Origin of the sequence: Abyssicoccus albus (assembly GCF_003815035.1) — a bacterium.
GTDB classification, from domain to species: Bacteria; Bacillota; Bacilli; order Staphylococcales; family Abyssicoccaceae; genus Abyssicoccus; species Abyssicoccus albus.
Window position 1 is genome coordinate 44,213 of record NZ_RKRK01000004.1, and the last position, 20,196, is coordinate 64,408.

9 protein-coding genes are annotated in these 20,196 nt (G+C 29.8%); all 9 read right to left on the bottom strand.

Features of this window, described 5'->3' with window-relative positions; translation table 11 throughout:
* Positions 1-149: 149 nt before the first annotated feature.
* Positions 150-1,724 (bottom strand): N-6 DNA methylase, encoded by a 1,575-nt coding sequence (locus tag EDD62_RS07365; protein WP_123808203.1) that lies wholly within the window; start codon positions 1,722-1,724, stop codon positions 150-152.
* Positions 1,717-2,364: a restriction endonuclease subunit S domain-containing protein gene (locus EDD62_RS07370; RefSeq protein ID WP_123808205.1), complete on the bottom strand. Its 648-nt coding sequence runs from the start codon at positions 2,362-2,364 to the stop codon at positions 1,717-1,719. Before EDD62_RS07370 ends, EDD62_RS07365 begins: the two co-directional genes overlap by 8 nt.
* A gap of 172 nt (positions 2,365-2,536) precedes the next feature.
* A complete protein-coding gene (locus tag EDD62_RS07375; protein WP_170152805.1) occupies positions 2,537-3,790 on the bottom strand; it encodes an McrC family protein in 1,254 nt (417 codons plus the stop codon).
* 1 nt (position 3,791) lies between these two features.
* Positions 3,792-9,527 carry a UvrD-helicase domain-containing protein gene (locus EDD62_RS07380; RefSeq protein WP_123808209.1) on the bottom strand — a complete coding sequence of 1,912 codons (5,736 nt, stop codon included), beginning with the start codon at positions 9,525-9,527 and terminating at the stop codon, positions 3,792-3,794.
* Positions 9,517-13,740 carry a PD-(D/E)XK nuclease family protein gene (locus EDD62_RS07385; RefSeq protein WP_123808211.1) on the bottom strand — a complete coding sequence of 1,408 codons (4,224 nt, stop codon included), beginning with the start codon at positions 13,738-13,740 and terminating at the stop codon, positions 9,517-9,519. Before EDD62_RS07385 ends, EDD62_RS07380 begins: the two co-directional genes overlap by 11 nt.
* Before the next feature lie 184 nt (positions 13,741-13,924).
* Positions 13,925-14,557: a hypothetical protein gene (locus tag EDD62_RS07390; protein ID WP_123808213.1), complete on the bottom strand. Its 633-nt coding sequence runs from the start codon at positions 14,555-14,557 to the stop codon at positions 13,925-13,927.
* Positions 14,558-14,798: 241 nt separating this feature from the next.
* Positions 14,799-15,983, bottom strand: coding sequence for a CamS family sex pheromone protein (locus EDD62_RS07395; RefSeq protein WP_123808215.1), 1,185 nt, complete (start codon positions 15,981-15,983; stop codon positions 14,799-14,801).
* A 10-nt stretch (positions 15,984-15,993) separates the two neighbouring features.
* Positions 15,994-17,979: an NAD-dependent DNA ligase LigA gene (ligA, locus tag EDD62_RS07400; RefSeq protein ID WP_170152809.1), complete on the bottom strand. Its 1,986-nt coding sequence runs from the start codon at positions 17,977-17,979 to the stop codon at positions 15,994-15,996.
* On the bottom strand, positions 17,976-20,162 hold the full coding sequence (pcrA, locus tag EDD62_RS07405) for a DNA helicase PcrA (RefSeq protein WP_123808219.1): 2,187 nt from the start codon (positions 20,160-20,162) through the stop codon (positions 17,976-17,978). Before pcrA ends, ligA begins: the two co-directional genes overlap by 4 nt.
* Between the last annotated feature and the right edge of the window lie 34 nt (positions 20,163-20,196).

Consider the following 20,196-nt stretch of genomic DNA (forward strand, 5'->3'; position numbering starts at 1 on the left):
AATTAACATAATGTATATTTTAAAATATTTATATTATAACTTGTATATCAACTGTTATATTTAATATACCACATATCTGTAATAAGTAAACTGTTTAATACAAATTTTTGTAAAAAAAAATCTTCTCACACTTGAGAAGATTTTAATCGCTAAAATATATTTAGTTCTTTAATATGCTTTTTAACACGTTCTAGATCATTGCTTATTTCTGTATCTAACCGTTCTAAGTCTAATTTAACCTGTTTAGGATCTACATATTCCTGGTAAATAATCGGCGTAATAAAGTCTGACATTTCCCAATTCCATCCGAAATCGGTTTGAAGTTGATTCGGTTCAACTATTGCACTAAATCCAGGATGATCTTCCTTTGATTTGTATATACTCACTATTTTACTAATATGTCGATCAGATATTTCATTATATTTCTCACTCGCTATATAATTTCTCGTTGCATCAATAAGAAGTATTTTATCATCTTCATATCTATTTTTGTTTAATATAGTTATTCTTGGGTTCGTATAACGTTCACCTAACACATTTGTTGGTAAATCAATGATGCAGTCCACTACATTTTGATCGGAAAATATTGAATCACATAATTCATCATCCAATGAATTATAAAAGCTCCTGTCAGAAACTACAATCATTATTCCATCGTCACTCATCATGTCAATGTATTTCAAAAGTAATTCAGCTTTTTTTTCTTTTAATAATGTATGATTTTCAGCATACATATTATTCTCGTCATACTTTTTTATATCCCTAACGGATCTAATTTTCATAAAATCTGCATATATAAGATCAACTTTATCTTTTATATATTTTATTCCATAATCCAAATTAAAGAGACCACGATTCTTTATATTTATATTGTTAATACCATGTATTAAATAATTTTGCCGTGAAATGTTATGTTCTAAATCATTCCAAGTTTCGCTTTGTATTTTCATAATATCATTATTCTCTGCTATATATGCTGAAGGAACACCATTTTTTTCAAATGGGACATACAGATTATTATATTTCTTTTTTGGTATAAGACCTTCACTAATCATCATTGCAATATTAAGTGGAAAATCCTGTTCAATAGATTCAGCTAATACATGCTTCTTGTTGCTACTGAAAGATGAGATTATAAATCTTGTTTCATTTAAAGATAATTTAAAGATATCTGAATACAATTCCAAGTTAATATCTTGAGTAGCCTTATTAATACTTATGAGTATAAGGTATAATGTCTCTTTTCTATCTTGTAATTTCTGTCCTAATATTGTTGAATTTAGATTAATGTGAGAAAACAGTCCATCAACATCTATATTCACAACTTTATCCTTGATATTCATGTTTTCGAATTCATATCGTGATTCAGTAAATTTAATTAATGCTTGTTCAAAATAAAGTAATTCGAATTTCAAAATGTCTTCTTCAACAATAAAGTCTTCATAAAAATTTCCAGGCTCGATAATGTATCCAACATTCTGATAAAGGTAAACTTTAAATTGATTAAATAATATGTCATCCTCAAAGATTTCATTATAGCTTTCATTAATATCATTATCTTCTTTATATTCTTCAATATGCATTTTATATTTTTCACATAAGTACTTATATAATAATATTGAACGTAATAATTCTATATATTGTGTTTTATGAAATTCTCTTTGCCCAAAAAGCATTTCAATTTCATTAATTATATTTTTATAAATATCTCTTGCGTCATTCATCTTCTTCACTCTCCTTTAAAATTTCTTGAGATATCAATTTGTTTATAAGTTTTGTTTTCTCAATTTGCTTTATAATAATATTTTGATTTGCTCTATAAAGTTCACCAATTTTCATTTGAGTCTCCATATCTGGTAATGCAACTTCTATATCTTTAATTTTTTTTATAGATAATCTTCTTGAGTACTCTGAATTATCATTAACTCTCTCTTTAAATGTCTTAGATTCATTCACCCAATATTCTAAAAATTTATCATCAATTTGATTGTTTTTAACTTTTACTTTGGAATAATTGTAAGGCAAAAGTAAATCTTTATTCGCTGCTGAGACTCTGACCAATTCACCTGTTGACATATTCATGATTAAGTCATTTTCATGCGTTAGCATCGAACTTGTGATGTCATCACTTCTAATTACTTTATACTCGTTATCAATGCCATCACTTATTTCAAAACCATTTTTATCACTTGTAAAGCTCAACTGGTTATAGATCCTAGTACCTGACTTACTTTCATCATCATAACGATTTAGCCGAGACACTGAAGTCCCCGGCGAAATCGTTACTAGATCATCTAGCTTTGCATATTTTAATTCATACGTAAAGTGGTTTTCTTTTTTATCGTTACTTTTAATATCTATCATTTTTTCACCTCATTAAGTATATTTTGTATACTTTATATTATACATAAATTATTATAAAATATTAAAAATATTTTATAGATATTACTATATAAATATTGAAAAAAATAAACATTCCATTAGAGGAATGTTTATTTAAATATACATATTAACTCAAATAGTATATATTTAGTTTTCAAATTAATTTCCAAAAATCATTAATCCAATTATCATCTGTTAAATTTACAAATGCAACTTCAATTATTGCTATAGTACCTCCTGCTTCACTTAAAGATTGAAATACTGTTCGGGGGTAACTACCACTATATGGATACAATAGAATTACCTTTTTAACATTAATACCATGATGTCTATATCTTGTAAAATATGCATACATTTGATAAATATCCATTTGACTGGGGCCATTACTACCAAGTATCTTCCACTTTGTGTCAACTATGATTACATCTTCATTTTTTTTAATAACTATATCTGGTTTCAATTTATATATACTAGTATATTCATTATTTTTCTTGTTAAATAGCGAGTATTTATTTTGTTGACTTACAATTTCAATATTATCAATATTATTATACTTCAATTTATTATATACATACTCTTCATAAAGCCTTTCCATAGGAAATAGAAATGCTAATGAAGAATTAACACCTGAAAATGTATTAAATGTGTTATTATTTAAAATCATTTTGGACCATTCAATTGCTTTATCATATATTTCAAACCTTCTATTAATATGTGGAGATATTTTATTAATATCAAGTAGCCTAGCATTAATATCTTCAAAAAAAGGTAGCAAATTATTAATTTTACGATTAACATTATTTGACACATTTACTTTAGAAAGATAGATTAAAGTTGCTTTAATTAACCTATTCAAATTATGGTCTAAAATAAAGTCGTCATATTCATTATAAAAGTTAGAGTAATTAAATTTATTAACTTTAACATGTTTATGAATAAGTAATTTACCTTTTAAAAATTTGAAGTTCTCCTCTACTTTTTGATATTCGGATACTAACCCTACTTTACAAATTTTTTCGACTTCATCCAAAAACATGTTAATAAAAATTTCTAACATCGAATTATTATCTTTATCCATAGCTATTTCATCAAATAACTTAGATTTTACATGTTTTGTGTCTCTAAGCATTGTAAATACCAATTTCTTTGATTCTTCATCACTATTTATGCCATAAAGTTTGGGAAGAATTTCAACAATTAAACCAGAGTTTATTTTTAAAACCCCTACATAATTCTTAAATTGTACACCCTTTCTTATTGGATTTAAAAAGTCTTCTACATTTGCCTTGGATTTATCTATTTTTAAATTTTGCAATTGTTCAATATCAGTATTAGTAATTATAACATCATTAATTTTTTCGCCAATATAAATGCGGTCAAATTCTTTAAGTACAATTAACCTCTTCATTTTATAGGTTCTCATTGTCAATGCTATTTATATATTTAATAAAATCTTCATGCGTTACATCAGTAACTAAATCATATTGTTCTTCAATATCATATAGATCCTCAATCAATCCACTATCAAATAAATGTGGTTTCAGTTGTTTTCTTTTTACAAAAATACTATGTTTATCATTTAAAACTGCTTTGACCTTAATTAAATCCCCATAAAAATAGTCTTGCAAAGTAGGAATAACTTTTTTTTGAAATACCTTCTGTAAATCTTCTAATGAACTAACATTAATAAATAATGCATGTCCTAGCATGTGGTCTCTATCATACAAAACAGATATACGTTCATTAAGTAAAGTTAATATTTTAGGCACATTAACCCCTTTAATTATTCCATTTTCATCTAATATATTTGATAATGTTTTTGGAGAAGGCATTAGCTCTATGAAGTCAAATCTTCTTCGTAAAGCCGAGTCAATCAAGGTTATTGATTTATCTGATGTATTCATTGTTCCAACTAAATAGACGTTATCAGGTACACCAAACTTTTTTCCAGAGTACGGCAAGGTAACCATGCTACCGTTCCATTTTCCATCTACAAATTTTATACGCTTATCATCTTCAATCAAAGTTATTAACTCACCGAATACTTTACTAATATTAGCTCTATTTATTTCATCAATAGCAAATAAAAAGTTTTTATTTTCACCTTTTCTTTTTGATTCCATAGCTCTTTCACAAAAATCAACAAATATTCCATTTTCTACAATGTATTCAATATGTCCATTAATAGTTTTAGCTTTGATACCTTCTATAAATTCCTCATACCCAAATGATTGATGAAATGTCACCATTTCAAAATTACCATTATAATCTTCCTTATAAACTTCTTTAAAATCTATATCAATTTCATTAGCCTTTTCAATACCTTTTTCAGTTATTCCCCACTTATTATTATCTTTCTTAAATAATTGATTTTTATCTTTATAAATTGCACCTCGAATAGTTGATTTATAATTTTCAGGATTTGACTGTTTTATCTTTTCTTTTATATATTTATTTTCATAAATATCATTTAAATTTAATGGTATAAAATCATACTCCTTAAATACCAACAATATAGCATTTATCCATGTTAATCCTTCCAAATTTTTTTTTGATACATCACTAGAAATAAGATTTGCATAAAAATCTTTTTTGATTTTATGTGTTTTACCTGTACCAGGAGGCCCATAGATTATTGTATTTAGAGATATATTATCATCTATTTCCGATTTATTAATATTATTTTCATCATCTGTATCATTTGAAGATTTATCATTAGAATAAAATTCTAACTCAATAATGTCATCAGTACTACCGTAAACATTTATTAATCCTTGTAGAAGCAAAATATTATCCATTGCAGTGTAACATGCATAATATATAGGGATTGATGTATCACTCATTTTAATTTTTTGATTATTATCTGATGATTTCTGATCCATTTTTTGTTCGACTTCAATTTCAGTCTTAAATATTCCAACTACATTTTTTAAAATTTTCTTTTGATGTTGCTCTGAGTCATCAATTTTCTCATTTGGAAAAATATCGTTAAAAAGAATCTCTCTAACTTTTAATTCATCAATATGCTTAGCTTTAATATATGAAGCTACTATTGAGTTCCAATGTATATTGCCAGATTTTTGTTTCACACCTATTTCATGATTATTTAATTTACATGAATGTAGAAGGTGCCCTTTTGTATCCTTATCATTTATTGTTAATGGTTTACCTTTCTCTAATCTTAAAATTTTACTAGTCATATTATCATCATGCCTTTCTTCATTTGAAATTTTAACAATGTTTTTAAAATCTTTTGGATTATTTTGATATCCATCTAATAAACTGTCTTCACCAGTAACTTGTATCAACACATCACTTTTTGTTCCGTAGATATATGATGATACTTTATTCACACCTGTTAATCTTTGAACTGCTTTCGTATACAATGTCAACTGCTCTTCATATCGATTTAATAACTCTTTTTTCTCATCTTTACTGATCGTATCCGTCTTATAGTCGATAATAATAAATTCATCATCTTTCTCTAGTAATAAATCAATAATCCCTTCAAATAGAAGTTCTTCATCATCGCTCGCTTGAACAATATCATTATAGCTTGCAAAGAAAGGCTGTTCAGTATGAATTTCCTTAACATCTTTTAATAATGTTTTCACTTCATGATTTTTTAAGAAATTCATCGCATTCTCTTTGAATTTATAGTTTGGACTCATGAACAATGAATGCTCTTTCGCTTTTCTTTCCGCTTCCTCTGCAATCAATTCTTCACCTTTATCACGATTCATTCTATAATCATTCATCGCATGCATCATGACTTCATGCATTAACGTACCTGTCAACATACCATAATCTTCTGAATGCCCCTTTAGCGGATTACTCGGCCTTCTAAACTGAACCATTTCTTTATTTAATGCTTCCCCTGTTGCTTCAAGTTGCTGTTGTTGTCTTAACTGCTTCAACTCAGTTACTGAAACTTTTTTGACATCTGGTCGTTGTTGTTCATAATTCTGATCCAACTGACTTAAATCGATTTCTGATGAAGTTTTATCCTCATGATTAAATGATTCTAATATTGAATTCAGTCTAGAAGAATGATCTTTCTGAAATGATCTTTCTGATGAATCATTCTTTTTTGATTCATCTTCTTTTAGTGAGGTACTATCTTGTTTCAACTTTATTAATTCATCCATATCTTTATGATTAATATTGATGAACTGTTCATCACTGAAATGGTTAATCACATCTAAAATGTATAATGCTGGTTTACTTTGCTTTATAGGATCATCTTTTTCATTCATTTTAGATTTTTCAATCTCTTTGTCATCGACAATCAATGGGATATGAATTGAGTTTTCCGCTCTCGTAAACGCTACATACATCTTTCGTAATTCTTCACCTTGTTGTTTATTAATCATTTGATTCTTGATTAATTTATTATAGAATGATTCTTCATACCCATAAACTTCAGAACTTACATGAGAATACAATTGATCGATACCGTATCCTAATTTACTATCAATCACTAAACGGCTCTCTGCAGATTTCTTATTAAATTTAGTTTCAGTATCAACATAAATTACATGTTTAAACTCTAATCCTTTAGCTCCGTGAATTGTCATAATCTTTACTGCATCGTCTTCAGAAACGAAAGATTCTTCACCAAAATCTTGTTCTTTAGAGATTAAATGATTCATTTGATTAATAAATTCATGAACAGAGCGATGTCCTTGACGATTAAATTCAACTGCTTTATTAATTAATCCAGTTAAGTTAGCCTCTCGTGATTCACTTAATGGCATCGATACAAAGAATGATTCAATCTCAAGATCTTCATATAATTTTCTTAGAATTTCATCTACTGAGTGATACCTTACATATCGTCTTAAATCATATAAAGTCTCTTTAAAATAAACTAGCCTGTCATATAAGTCCTTATCTTTATTGTCTTCATCATTAATAAAATTAAATATACTGTACAAATAATGACTATAACTATTCGGATTCTTAATTGTTGCAATATCTTTCACCGAAAGATTAAAGATAGGCAACCTCATCATTGAAATTAAATCTACATCTTGTAATGGGTTATCTAATGCCCGTAAGACACTTAAAACCACTTTAACTTCCAATGACTCAAGAAATCCTTTACGAGTATTCATAACACTATTAATACCAACATTATAAAGTTCTTTACTATAATGACGATGATTTTTTCTAGAAGTTGACAAGATTGCTACATCACTATATTTAAAAGACGGATTTCCTTCTTTTAGCTTTTGAATCGTATCAATAATATATTGACTCGTCATCTCTTCTCTGCTTAACTTTTTACCATTCTGCTCATCAGAAGTTTTTTTATTTATCACAGTGACATCACATTTCGTATTATCGATATTAGAACCACCGAACTGTAATGCATGTCCTGAACGGTAATTAATACCACCACGATCTTCTATCATAATTTGGTCAAATACACTATTCGTAAAGTCAATGACATTCTGATTCGAACGATAGTTCTTATTCAGTTCTATAACAATGTTTCGAGGTGAAACATCTTTAAACTTCGAATCAAGTTCATCATTTGTAAATGGAATAATCATATATTTATCTAGATCTTTATTTAATTCCCACTCATCAAGTTTCAAAGCCTGTGCATACTTACTATTGAACAACTCCGGATCCGCTTGACGGAATTGATAAATAGATTGTTTCACGTCACCAACCATAAACACTGTTGTAGGTTTCTCATCATGAATAGGCTCTCTAATTTTATTAATTATCGCTTCTTGGACATTATTGAAATCTTGATATTCATCAATCATAATCTCTTTAAACTTATCATGATAAAATTCTCGAACATCTTCATACTCTGTTAACAACTTTAATGTCAAATGTTCGTAGTCTGAGAAATCTATTAAGTTATTTTCTTTTTTGTATAAATCAAATTTCTTGATAATACTTTTTACAATTTCATTTAATGTTGCAATATAATTATGACTCACTTCAGCAAAGTTTTGATACTGAAAATTATTATTTGGGATAATTGGGTCTATACTCAAACTATTATTTAACTCTTTAAAAGAACCTTCTTTTATAAGTTTCTCACCATTTATAAAAAGCTCTGAAAAGACTGAATCTTCATCAATTAAATCTCTAACTCTCTTTCCACTTGACCCTGGAATAGGATTTAAAAACTTTGGTAAGTTTTCTTTGATTTTATAATCATTATAATTATTTGGATTTTTCTTAATATTTGATTCTATATTTTTAAGATCTGATAAAGCATTTGGAATATTATCTAACATATTTTTCAATTGGTTATAAACATCATTTAACGGTTTGGACTCACTATACATTTTCAAATCATCATCAGGCTCAAAAGTGTACACTTTACTTTCATTTATAGATTTAACTGTCTCCTCATACATATAAGAAACGTCATTTTGTAGGCTTAATAAATTCTCTTTCAAATTATCAATATAATTTTCAATATAATTTAAAGTAAGTTTTTTAATAGGTTTATTTATATTTTCTTTGCTTTCAAAGTTCAAATAACTTTCAAAGATATCTAATAAACCTTCTTTATTCTCATTCGCTAATACTATATCAATAATTTCTTTGATTTTATCAACGATATACTTTCTGTTTTTAATCGATAGTATATTTGCTATTGTAATGAAGTTTTCATGATCATCTGGATTTTCATAATATGGCTCTAAACATTCTTCAATAATTTGCTCTAATAAGACATCCCTTTCCACTTCATCCAATGAACGAAGATTAGGTGACAAGCCTAGTTTATAATAATTATCTTGAATAACATCTAAGCAGAAACTATGCAATGTTGATATTTGAGCTTTATTTATTTGCTCAACTGCAGTTTTATATTTTTCATTATGCTCATGATCAGAATTTATATTTTCTTCTAACAAATCCTCTAAACGTGATTTCATATTTTTAGCCGCTTCAATCGTAAATGTCGAGACTAACATTTCATCGATTTTCACACCTAATTCAATGTTTCTCTTAATTCTTTGAACAAGCACCGCTGTTTTACCCGAACCTGCAGCCGCCGACACCAATATATTGTCATATTGTTTAAACCCATCATAATTTTCAACACCATTGCCCAATGCATTAATAGAGAACTCTTGTTGAGGATTAAATTTAATCTCTTTAGTACTCACCTGGCTTAACCCCCTTTAATATATCTTCTAGAATGATTCTTTCATATTCTTCTTTATCAGGTTTACGTGATTCACTATTTGTAATATCAAAATAACAAGCTGACTTGAATTCACAATATTCACAAGGCTGCAATTCACCATCGTCATTTTCTTTAGGCGATACTAAGGCATGACCATTAAATATCTCACTAGTATTTTTCTCATAAATATCTTTAACTTTGGAGATGACTTCTTCAAATCCATCATGTGAGATAAATTTATGTTGACTTTGATTTCTAATTAAAAATAATTCATCCATTTCCTTTTCTGGATTTCTTTTCTTATAATCTTTTTCCGGTTCTGGTCCACCATATTCAGATGGATAAAAATGAGAAAAAATTTTCCTATAACTTTCTTTGTCAATTGAATTCTCATCACTATTGTATTTTTGTAGCAAAGCCATTAAACCTTCTGATTGACTAAAGTGAACTTCTTTATTAAATGCTTCAGCTTCATTGATAAACATACCTTTTGGTTTGTAATCTTTCTTTGTTTTATCAAAAATAAAAGTTTTAAATTTCGACTCATATTCATTTTCATCATTTCTATTATCTAAAATTTCTTTTACCTTTTTCTTATCTGTATCATATTCAACTTTTCCATTTTTACTATGCACTGGCAAAAACATCATCGTATTTGGTAAGACTTCATATCCTTCCAATCCAAATTGTTCCTTATTTTCTTTAATCACATACATATAGCTAAATTGTTGAAGCTGACCTCCGTCTAATACATCTTCTAATAACAAATCTTTCTTGCTTAATTTATAATCTATAACGTTTATATAAGCTTTTTTGTTCTCTTCATCCCTATAAATATCCACTCTATCTATTTGACCTTTAATATGAACTTTATAAGACTTATTATCAACTTTGGCTGTAGTGATTTCTTTAACATTTGCTACTTTAGACTTCTTGTTACTTTTATCATCTTCACGCACAAAACCAAAATCTGCTTCAAATCTTTCTGGATTATACTTACCAATACTTAAAGACATAATAGAGAATATTGCTGCATTACGAACTGAACGATGAATTTTCCGTTTCAAATACTGGTTATAATGTGAATGGTTGTACTTCCCATTCACATACGCACTGTCACTTAAAACATCTTCGATAATTTCATGTATTCGATCGCTTAATTCTTGATTCGCTACAATCTTTTCATCATCTTCCTCATGTCGAAGGGTTTCAATAATGTCTGAATCTTTAAAGAGACGTTCCAATACTTCATGTTGAACTGTTCCTGTATCTTTAGATTCTATGTCGAATGCTTCCCTAGTCTGTAAATGTAATCCATATTGAGCGAAATGTTTAAACGCACATCCGTTATATGTCTGGAACCTCGATACACTTGGCTCAAAAATATATTCGTTCGATGCTTGATCTCTTTCAGATTCAGATAGGTATAACTCATGCGCCAATGATGGCCCTATAAACTGATTCGATACTTTAGAATAAAAATTATAATAATCATTTATTTCATCATATAAATCTTTATTATTATCTTTAATATAGTTCAACGCATGAACCCATGGCTTCAATACTTCAGTTTTTGATTTATTTTGTGCTTGTTGATCCTCATGATGTCTTATAACTTTACTTTCATTTGTTTGAATCTTAGATAATTCATTTAACCTATGAATTAAAGGTGTTTTAATATGATCTTTGGAAGTTAATAGATTTATATATTCATCAAAGTGAATAATTTCATCATATTCATTATCTTTATTTTTCTTATATTCAATCCATTCTCCGAGTAATGAATTTCTGTAGACTCTATACCTATTTGTATACTTATTAATATTTAACTTGCTATCATTAATCAATTCACCAATGAATGGACTTTCTTTTGTTACACGTCCATCATGATTAATTAAAGAATAAGTAATAACGACTTTTTCCTCAGCTGATTGAATTGCTCTATAAAATAAAGATTTGTCTTTATCTCTTAACTCTATAGTCGTTGGTGATAATCTATTTTTGAACTTCTCTTTGATTCGATCAGAAATTAGTTTATTGTCCTTAATCGTTCTTGGTGTATTATTTCGATCAAAATTTGCAATAAACACATATTTGTAGGAATCAAAGGAAACGTCATCTAATGATTTTATATATACCGCATCTTTTAATAATTGTTGTTGTTGAAATACTGATTTTGAGAAGGTCGTTCTAAACAAATCAGTCATTAACTTTAATGATTTAGATCGATTGTCAAGTATAATACCATTCAGTGATATATAACCACTCTCAATAATATTGACGACTGTATTATATACTTGTTGAACCTCATGCTTTTCCTCATCTTCATAATATGAGTACTGTCCAGATAACTTAGTATATATACCGTAATGATTAAAGTATTGGTTTATGTCGTCGAGAACATCAATCAAAGGAATTTCTTTTTTAATTTCACCACCAACGTTTCTATTTGAATCTTCATTTATCTCTTCTTCAAAAATTGCCTTAAAGTTATTAACACCATCGATAATATGTCGTAGTACAATGACAGTATTAACAAAGCTCTCAGTATAGTCACTATCCACTTTATTTGATTGGTTCAATTCAACACTCTCTTCGATTGCTTCTTCATCATCATCTTTTGCATTCAGTTGACCAATATCTTTAATCTCTTTGTCATTCAATGCATCCTCTAAATCAACATTGCCTTCATCTGTATTCTGATTTAGTGATTCATAGTACTCCTTTTGCCTTTCAACGAGTGCTTTGTATGCTTTGCTTTCAGGTTTATTTATGTTTTCTTTTTCTACTTCAGTTGTATTAACTTCATCTTTAGCAAGTTCTTTTTCATACCGTTTTAACGCTATATCTTTAAGGAATTCGTCATTCTCATTCGTACGTTCTTTATACTTTTTATAAAAAAGTACCTCAGGATCAAATTCATGATCTTCATTGAATAATTCCCCATACGTTACAGCATATGAATGAACGAAATCATCAATTCTATCAAGATAAGTGTTGAGTACAGAAGACGTTAAGTATCTTGTTTTAGCAATTTTAATAATAGTCTCTAAATATTTAGGGTGATGGAGATTATCATAATTTATATTCGCATACTCAAATAAGCCATCTACAAATTGAGTAAATGGATGTGTTGTCATCGGTTTGTTCTCGTTATATTGAACATTGATATTATAACGATTAAATGTTCTAAGTAATTGTTGTAATACCATATCATCTCGATAATACACTACAAAATCCTTAAAATTTGTATCAGAAGATGTATGTACTAAATTTTCAATTCTTTTCGCAATCAGTTCAAATTCTACCCGGTGATTTGGTGTTTCGAATATTTGAAGCTTATTCACTAGATTTTCTTGTTTATGTAAGCTGGACTTCATTTCAATCGGCTTAAGTATGCCGTCTTCTCTTCTTTCAAACGTTTCCTGATGTAATGAATCATCTGTCGTAGATATTTCTATATGGAGACCTAATCGGCTTAACTCTTGTATTAACTTAATTTCTATCGGTGTAAAATCAGTTATGCCATGTATGTATATTTTTGCATGTTGTAATGCGCGTATTTCTTCACTATTGTTATATGATTTTAATCTCTCTATAAAATCTTTCAACATATTAATAGACGATAATGAAATATCCTTATTAGGAGACGTTGATAACCTTTTAATTTCCTCTTTATATTTATCATATATAAAACTAATTGCCTTTAGTTTAGGCATTTCATTTAAGTTGACTATCTCATCCATATTGACGTCCACTAAATAATCTTCAAATTCTTGGATAGCATTTAATATTGCATATGCAAATTCAATATGTTCAATTGAATTTTGCTTTGAAACATCATCATTATCATTAAGTTGTGCCTTAAATACACTCATCTCTTCTTCATGTTGATAGTCATTCATAATTCTGTAAATTAATAATGCATGAGCATCTTTTGAGGCTTGTATTTTTTTGCCAAAACCAATTTCATTATATATATGCCACATTAAACGTGTATATGTAAATACTGCAATATTAAAAGATCCATTATTTTGAACTGTATTCGTCATAGTATGTTGATATTTTAAAACATTATCAGCACGTGTTAATACATAAATCGGTGAACCAAATAATTTACCTGATTTTGAATCTTCCTCTATAATACGTTCAAACAAATGATTCGTGTTGACTGCATCAACTAGTTTGATCACGATAAGTCTACCTCCAAATATATGTTTATATATTTAATTATGACGGAAATTAGGAAAATATTAAATTGATATCCAGTAATACTTATCTATTACGACAAAAAAATGACATTTTTCATTAAAAAAATAGCCTCCTAATAAAAGGCTATGTTTAATTGTCTATTGAATTAATTTATATTCATCCTATTTATTTCTTCTTTAATTTCGTATATCTCTTTTTCCCTATAACTTCAATATAACTTTCTTCGAGCCATTGCTTTATAAATACTGATGATTCTTTGATAATATTTTTCATAAAATAATTATAGTCTTCTTTATATTTTTTTAAATTTTTATTTATAACTTGTTCGTCCAATGTCTCATCATCAATCTTTCCAACACATTCTTTAATGTTTATCTTAATCACATTGCTTAATTCTGTATAACGCTCATTAATTTTCTTAGTATCCACAAGCGGGTCTATAGACAATAAATATAAGGAGAGTAAATTATACAGATGTGAATGTTCTGCAATCAATTCATAATATTCACTTTCTAGTTGAATACGTTCTTCTTTATGTTCTTCAGGATTTTGATTATATTTTTTCTGACATGAACACAACTTACTCACGTGACTTCTCACTTTATGTGCTGAAGATAAGTTATCCGCCATTAAACCTCTAACCTTTTCTATATTTAAATTTCTTTCTTTAGTAATCGTTTCAATTTTAATACTCCTATTTTGCATACGATTAGTCATATATAAATTTATCCCTATCAAAACAATAGCAACTACGATGCTAGTAATACCATGTTCTTGAATTGAATCAAAAATTCCCATTGAAATTTCCCCTTTAATGTTATTGAAACCAAATCTTCAACTTCATTTTAACATAATATAATTTTCTGTATAAAAATGGTTATAATGATATAAAAAAAGCAGACTAGTGTCTGCTTTTTTTAATGTATTAAAGATTTTAAGTAAAATAAATATTAGATTTTGTGATATTACATCTTTAATAATTTGCTCACTTATTTCATTTTTAGTTAAAAGTCATTATTTACACCGTATTCAAAAATATCTACTCAAAAATATGAATAAACGGCTCTTCCTCACCTGCTTCTTTAATGATTGTTGCTTTCGGTTTCTGATTATCTGAGATGATTAATTCGATGTTTGGTACACTACTAAAATATTTATTTAATAAGTCTCCTACGAATTGGGTTAATGCAACGACTTCTGATTGACCGTAGTAATCCATTGGTATATCAATCTTCAATTCTTCAGCTTTACCGTCTTTCACTTCTAACAGTCCGATTGATGTCGTATAGTTCGGGAAGAAATCTTTCAAGTCTTGATTGAATCGTTTATAATTTTCATTTATATTTTTATCAAGTTTTGCTGCTTCATTCGTTGGAACAGTTACAAATTGTTGATCAACATTTTCCCATTTCCCAATTTTTTTACTCTTTTTACTCACATGCGCATATTTCACGAATTCACCAGGTGACAATGATGTATCCGTTGATTGAACATAAATCGCGAATGTAATTGGAATATCATTCACTTGGTCATTCACTCGAATTCGATTTAATATTTCTTGTGCCATTTTTTGTCCTTCTTTAATCACTTTATCTTCATCTAAGTTTTTTGAAAGAATTGGGCCGTTTTTTTCCTTTTGATAGTAGTGAACACTATTCATCGCGAGTCCAAGTGTCATTCCACTCAGTTTGTTATTCTTTGCATCGGTTTCAATATAGAAGTCCTGTTCTAGGATATGTGCCAAATATGTTGGAGAATTTTCTGCAATTTTCTCTGGATCGTCTTCACCTTTGTGAGATGGATTCAGTCCTAAATTAGCGAATGCTCTTTTTTCTTCTTTCTCACTATCAGACATCTCTTTAATTTCTGATTTAGTATATTTAGGATTCAAGTAGCCTTCGATGATGTCTTTATTCAACACTTCGCCTTCTGAGTAAAGATAATCATTCGGGTTGAAATTTTTTTGACTAATGGTCAGTAATCCTTTCTCAAAATGTTCAGCGTTATACGAAGATACCATGTTACTACTCGTTAATCCTCTTGTATCTGTCGGTTCAAATGGTAATAAATGGCGATAATAATCCTTAGAAATTTGAACTTTTGTCGTTCTTTTCTGTTCTTCTTTCGTGACTTCTTTATCGTCCACCTTCTCGTCTTGATCATTCGTATTAGCACATGCTGTAAGGAGTAATGTTGTTGTCAGTATCAACAAAATCTTCTTCATATCTTAACCTCTATTCTTGTAATTCATTCAATAGTTGCGCTTCATCCCATATCGTAATACCTAGCGATTTCGCTTTATCGAGTTTACTACCGGCATCAACTCCAGCGACTAACACATCTGTATTCCGACTTACAGAACCTGTAACTTTCGCTCCTAATTGTGTCAGTTGTTCTTTCGCCTCATCTCTTGTTAATTGTTCAAGTTTGCCTGTCAGTACGAAAGTTTGTCCTTCTAGTTTACTTGATACTAGACTTTCATCATTTAAATAGTCCATATTGACGCCTTTAGCTTTGAACTTTTCGATTAAATGATGAATATCTTCATTATCTAAATATTGTACTATAGATTGTGCAGTAATTTCACCTATATCATCAATATTTATAATTTCCTCTTCAGTAGCTTCCATGAGCATATCTATATTCTTGAAATGCTTTGCAACACTATGACTTGCTTTACCGCCAAGGTGTCTAATACCAAGTCCATGGAGTAGCTTTTCTAACGAATTATGTTTGCTTTGTTCAATAGCATTCAATATATTTGTTGCTTTTTTGACCCCCATTCGTTCGAGTTGAATTAAATCCTCTTTATTTAAATAGTATAGATCAGCGACATCTGATATAAGAGATTCATCATAAAACTGATCGATAATTTTATCTCCTAATCCGTCAATATTCATTGCTGTTCGTGAAACGAAGTGTTTCAAACCTTCTTTTAATTGAGCAGGACACTTCGGATTAATGCATCTTAATGCAACTTCACCAGCTACCCTAATGAGTTCGTGTTCACAGCTTGGACAATGCGTCGGCATCTTATATTTTTGAAGAGTATCGTCACGCTTTTCTAATATAGGTCTAACAACTTCAGGAATAATATCACCAGCCTTCTTGATGATGACATAATCACCTACGCGAATGTCTTTGTCATGGATTAAATCTTCATTATGAAGGGAAGCTCTACTCACAACAGTCCCTTGTACTTCAACGGGTTCTAAAATTGCCGTTGGTGTGACGACCCCCGTTCTACCAATTGATAGTTCTACATCATGTAAATAGGTTTCGACTTCTTCAGCTGGAAATTTATACGCAATCGCCCAACGTGGTGATTTCTCAGTAAATCCCAGTTGTTGTTGTTGTTCTAAGTCATTCACTTTGATGACAATACCATCAATTTCGTATCGTAAATCATGACGATGTTCAGTCCAATATTTTATATAATCCAATACACCTTCTATATTATCTTTTAGCGATCTTTCTTGGTTTGTTTTGAACTTCAATGTATCTAAACGTGACAGGGCTTCGTGTTGAGTTGATGCATTAATCTCTGTTAAATCATTGACGCTATATAAGAAAATATCTAACTTTCGTTTACTCGCAAGCCTTGAATCTAATTGTCTTAAGCTTCCAGCCGCACTATTTCTAGGGTTCTTGAATGTATCTAATCCTTCACTTTCACGTGATTCATTTAATGATTTAAAGACATCCTTACTCATAAAAGCTTCTCCACGGACTTCAAATGACAATGGTTCTTCAATAGATAACCGTATATTGTGGATTGTTTTTAAGTTCTCTGTAATATTCTCACCTGTTGTACCATCGCCACGTGTTAATCCCTGAATGAACTTACCATCTTCATACTTTAGTGATACTGCGAGCCCATCAATCTTCAATTCACACATATATTGAACTGAGCCCACAGCTTGTGTAATCCGATGGTCGAATGCACGTAGATCTTCTTCATTAAATGCATTACCTAAACTTAACATTGGTGTATCATGTTTAACTTTTTCGAACTTATCTAACACTACTCCTCCAACTCTAACGGTCGGTGAATCGTCGGTTTTGAATTCCGGATGTTGTTGCTCTAATTCGATTAATTCACGAAGCAGTGCATCGTATTCACTATCTTCAATCGTCGGTTGGTCAAGCACATGATATTCATAATTGTATTGGTTTAATTTTTTTTGTAATGATTTGATTCGTGCTTCTACAGTCATTATTTCTCTACCCTTTCGATTGGTGCAAACTCTGCAATTAATCTTTTTGGACCTACTTTATCAAACACAATATCTAATTCTGTTTGACCCTTCTTTTGTTTAATATTACTAACTAAACCTTGTCCAAATGATTTATGTTGAACTTTATCGCCAATATTAAAGTTAACGTTTTGATTTGGTGTTGGTCTTACGCTACGACGCTTAGGTTGTTGAAAAATTGATGTCGCAGAATTATTATCCTTTGATTTATAGCTAGGTCTCGTTGAGGCATTATAACTTTCTAACAAATCTTCTGGAATTTCATCAAGAAACCTTGATCTCTTGTTCATTTGAGTCTTACCATAAATCGTTCGGCTCGATGCATGTGTTAAGTACAATTGTTCTTCTGCACGTGTGATGGCGACATACATTAAACGTCTTTCCTCTTCCATCTCACTATCTTCAAATAACGCTCTACGATGTGGGAATAACCCTTCTTCTACTCCGACAACGAATACCACTTTAAATTCTAATCCTTTCGCTGCATGCATTGTCATCATCGTCACTTCGCTCTCTTCATCAACTTCATCTTGCGCTGAAGATAAAGATAACTCTGTTAAAAAGTCAGTCAGTGACTCCTCCTCATTTGCTTCATCAAATTCTTTCGCAACGGTCAAAAATTCTTCGATATTTTCACGTCTTGATTGAGCCTCTATCGGTTTGTCTTTAGCGAGCATTTCATAATATTGTGTGACTTCGATGATATATTCAACAGTTTGTTGTACTGTATGGGATTGACTATATCGATTAAATGATTGAATCATGTCAACGAATTGAATCAATGCGGAAGTCGCCTTCTTACTTACGCCGATAAAATCTGCATCACTACATGCATTAAGCAGTGAAATGTCATGGATTAAAGCATGCTGTTGCAATTTATCAACGCTCGTTTTGCCTATGCCACGCTTCGGTGTATTCACTACACGTGCAAAACTAATATCATCATGTGGGTTTTCAGCAAGTCTTAAGTATGCAAGTAAATCTTTGATTTCCATACGGTCGTAAAACTTCGTTCCTCCGACCATTTTATATGGAATGTTAGATTTCATAAACATTTCTTCAAAAACTCTCGACTGCGCACCAGTACGGTAAAGTACAGCGATATCATTATAATCATATCCGTCTTCTGTTAACTTAATCATTTCACGAATTGCAAACTCCGCTTCGTCTCTTTCTGAACTTGCTTTATAATATCCGACTTTCTCTCCATATTCACTTTCAGTCCATAGTGCTTTTGGTTTACGTGTTGTGTTATGTCGAATCACTTCATTTGCTGCATTCAATATATTTTTTGTCGAGCGATAGTTTTGTTCTAGGTAGATAGTTTTGCAATTCGAATAATCGTTTTCGAAGTTAAGGATATTCTCAATATTCGCACCACGCCATCCGTAAATAGATTGATCTGAATCTCCTACGACACATAAATTTTTGTGACGTTTACTTAACAGTTGAATGAGTTTATACTGCGCTTCATTCGTATCTTGATATTCATCGACATGAATATATTGGAATTTATTCTGATAATAGCCTAATGTATCTTCATCCCTAGTGAATAATTCAATCGTCACCATAATTAAATCATCGAAATCTAATGATTGATTTCGATGTAATTTCTTTTGATAACGCTCATAACATCTAGATACGATTTCATCGTAGTAAGACTCAACTTGCTTTTTATACTCATCAGGTGTAATGAGATCATTTTTTAAATTCGATATCGTTTGAAGAACAGTTCTTGGCTCAAATTTTTTGCTATCTATGTTTTCTTCTTTGAAGACGTCTTTCATGACACTTTTCTGATCATTTGGGTCAATAATTGTGAAGTTTCTTTCATAGCCAATTTTATCGATATCGCGTCTTAAAATTCGGACACACATCGCATGGAATGTTGCGACAAATACATCTTTACCGGCTTCTCCAACAAGCTTTGTCACACGTTGCTTCATCTCTTCTGCGGCTTTGTTCGTAAAGGTGATGGCCAATATATTGTATGGATTCACTTCTTTTTCACCAAGTAAATAAGCAATGCGATGTGTCAGTACTCTTGTTTTCCCAGACCCAGCACCAGCCATAATTAATAAAGGTCCTTCTGTTGTCAGTACTGCTTGTCTTTGTTCTTCATTCATATGTCTTACGTATTGTTCCATTTATGACCATCCTTTAATTGATAAGTTTTGTCTG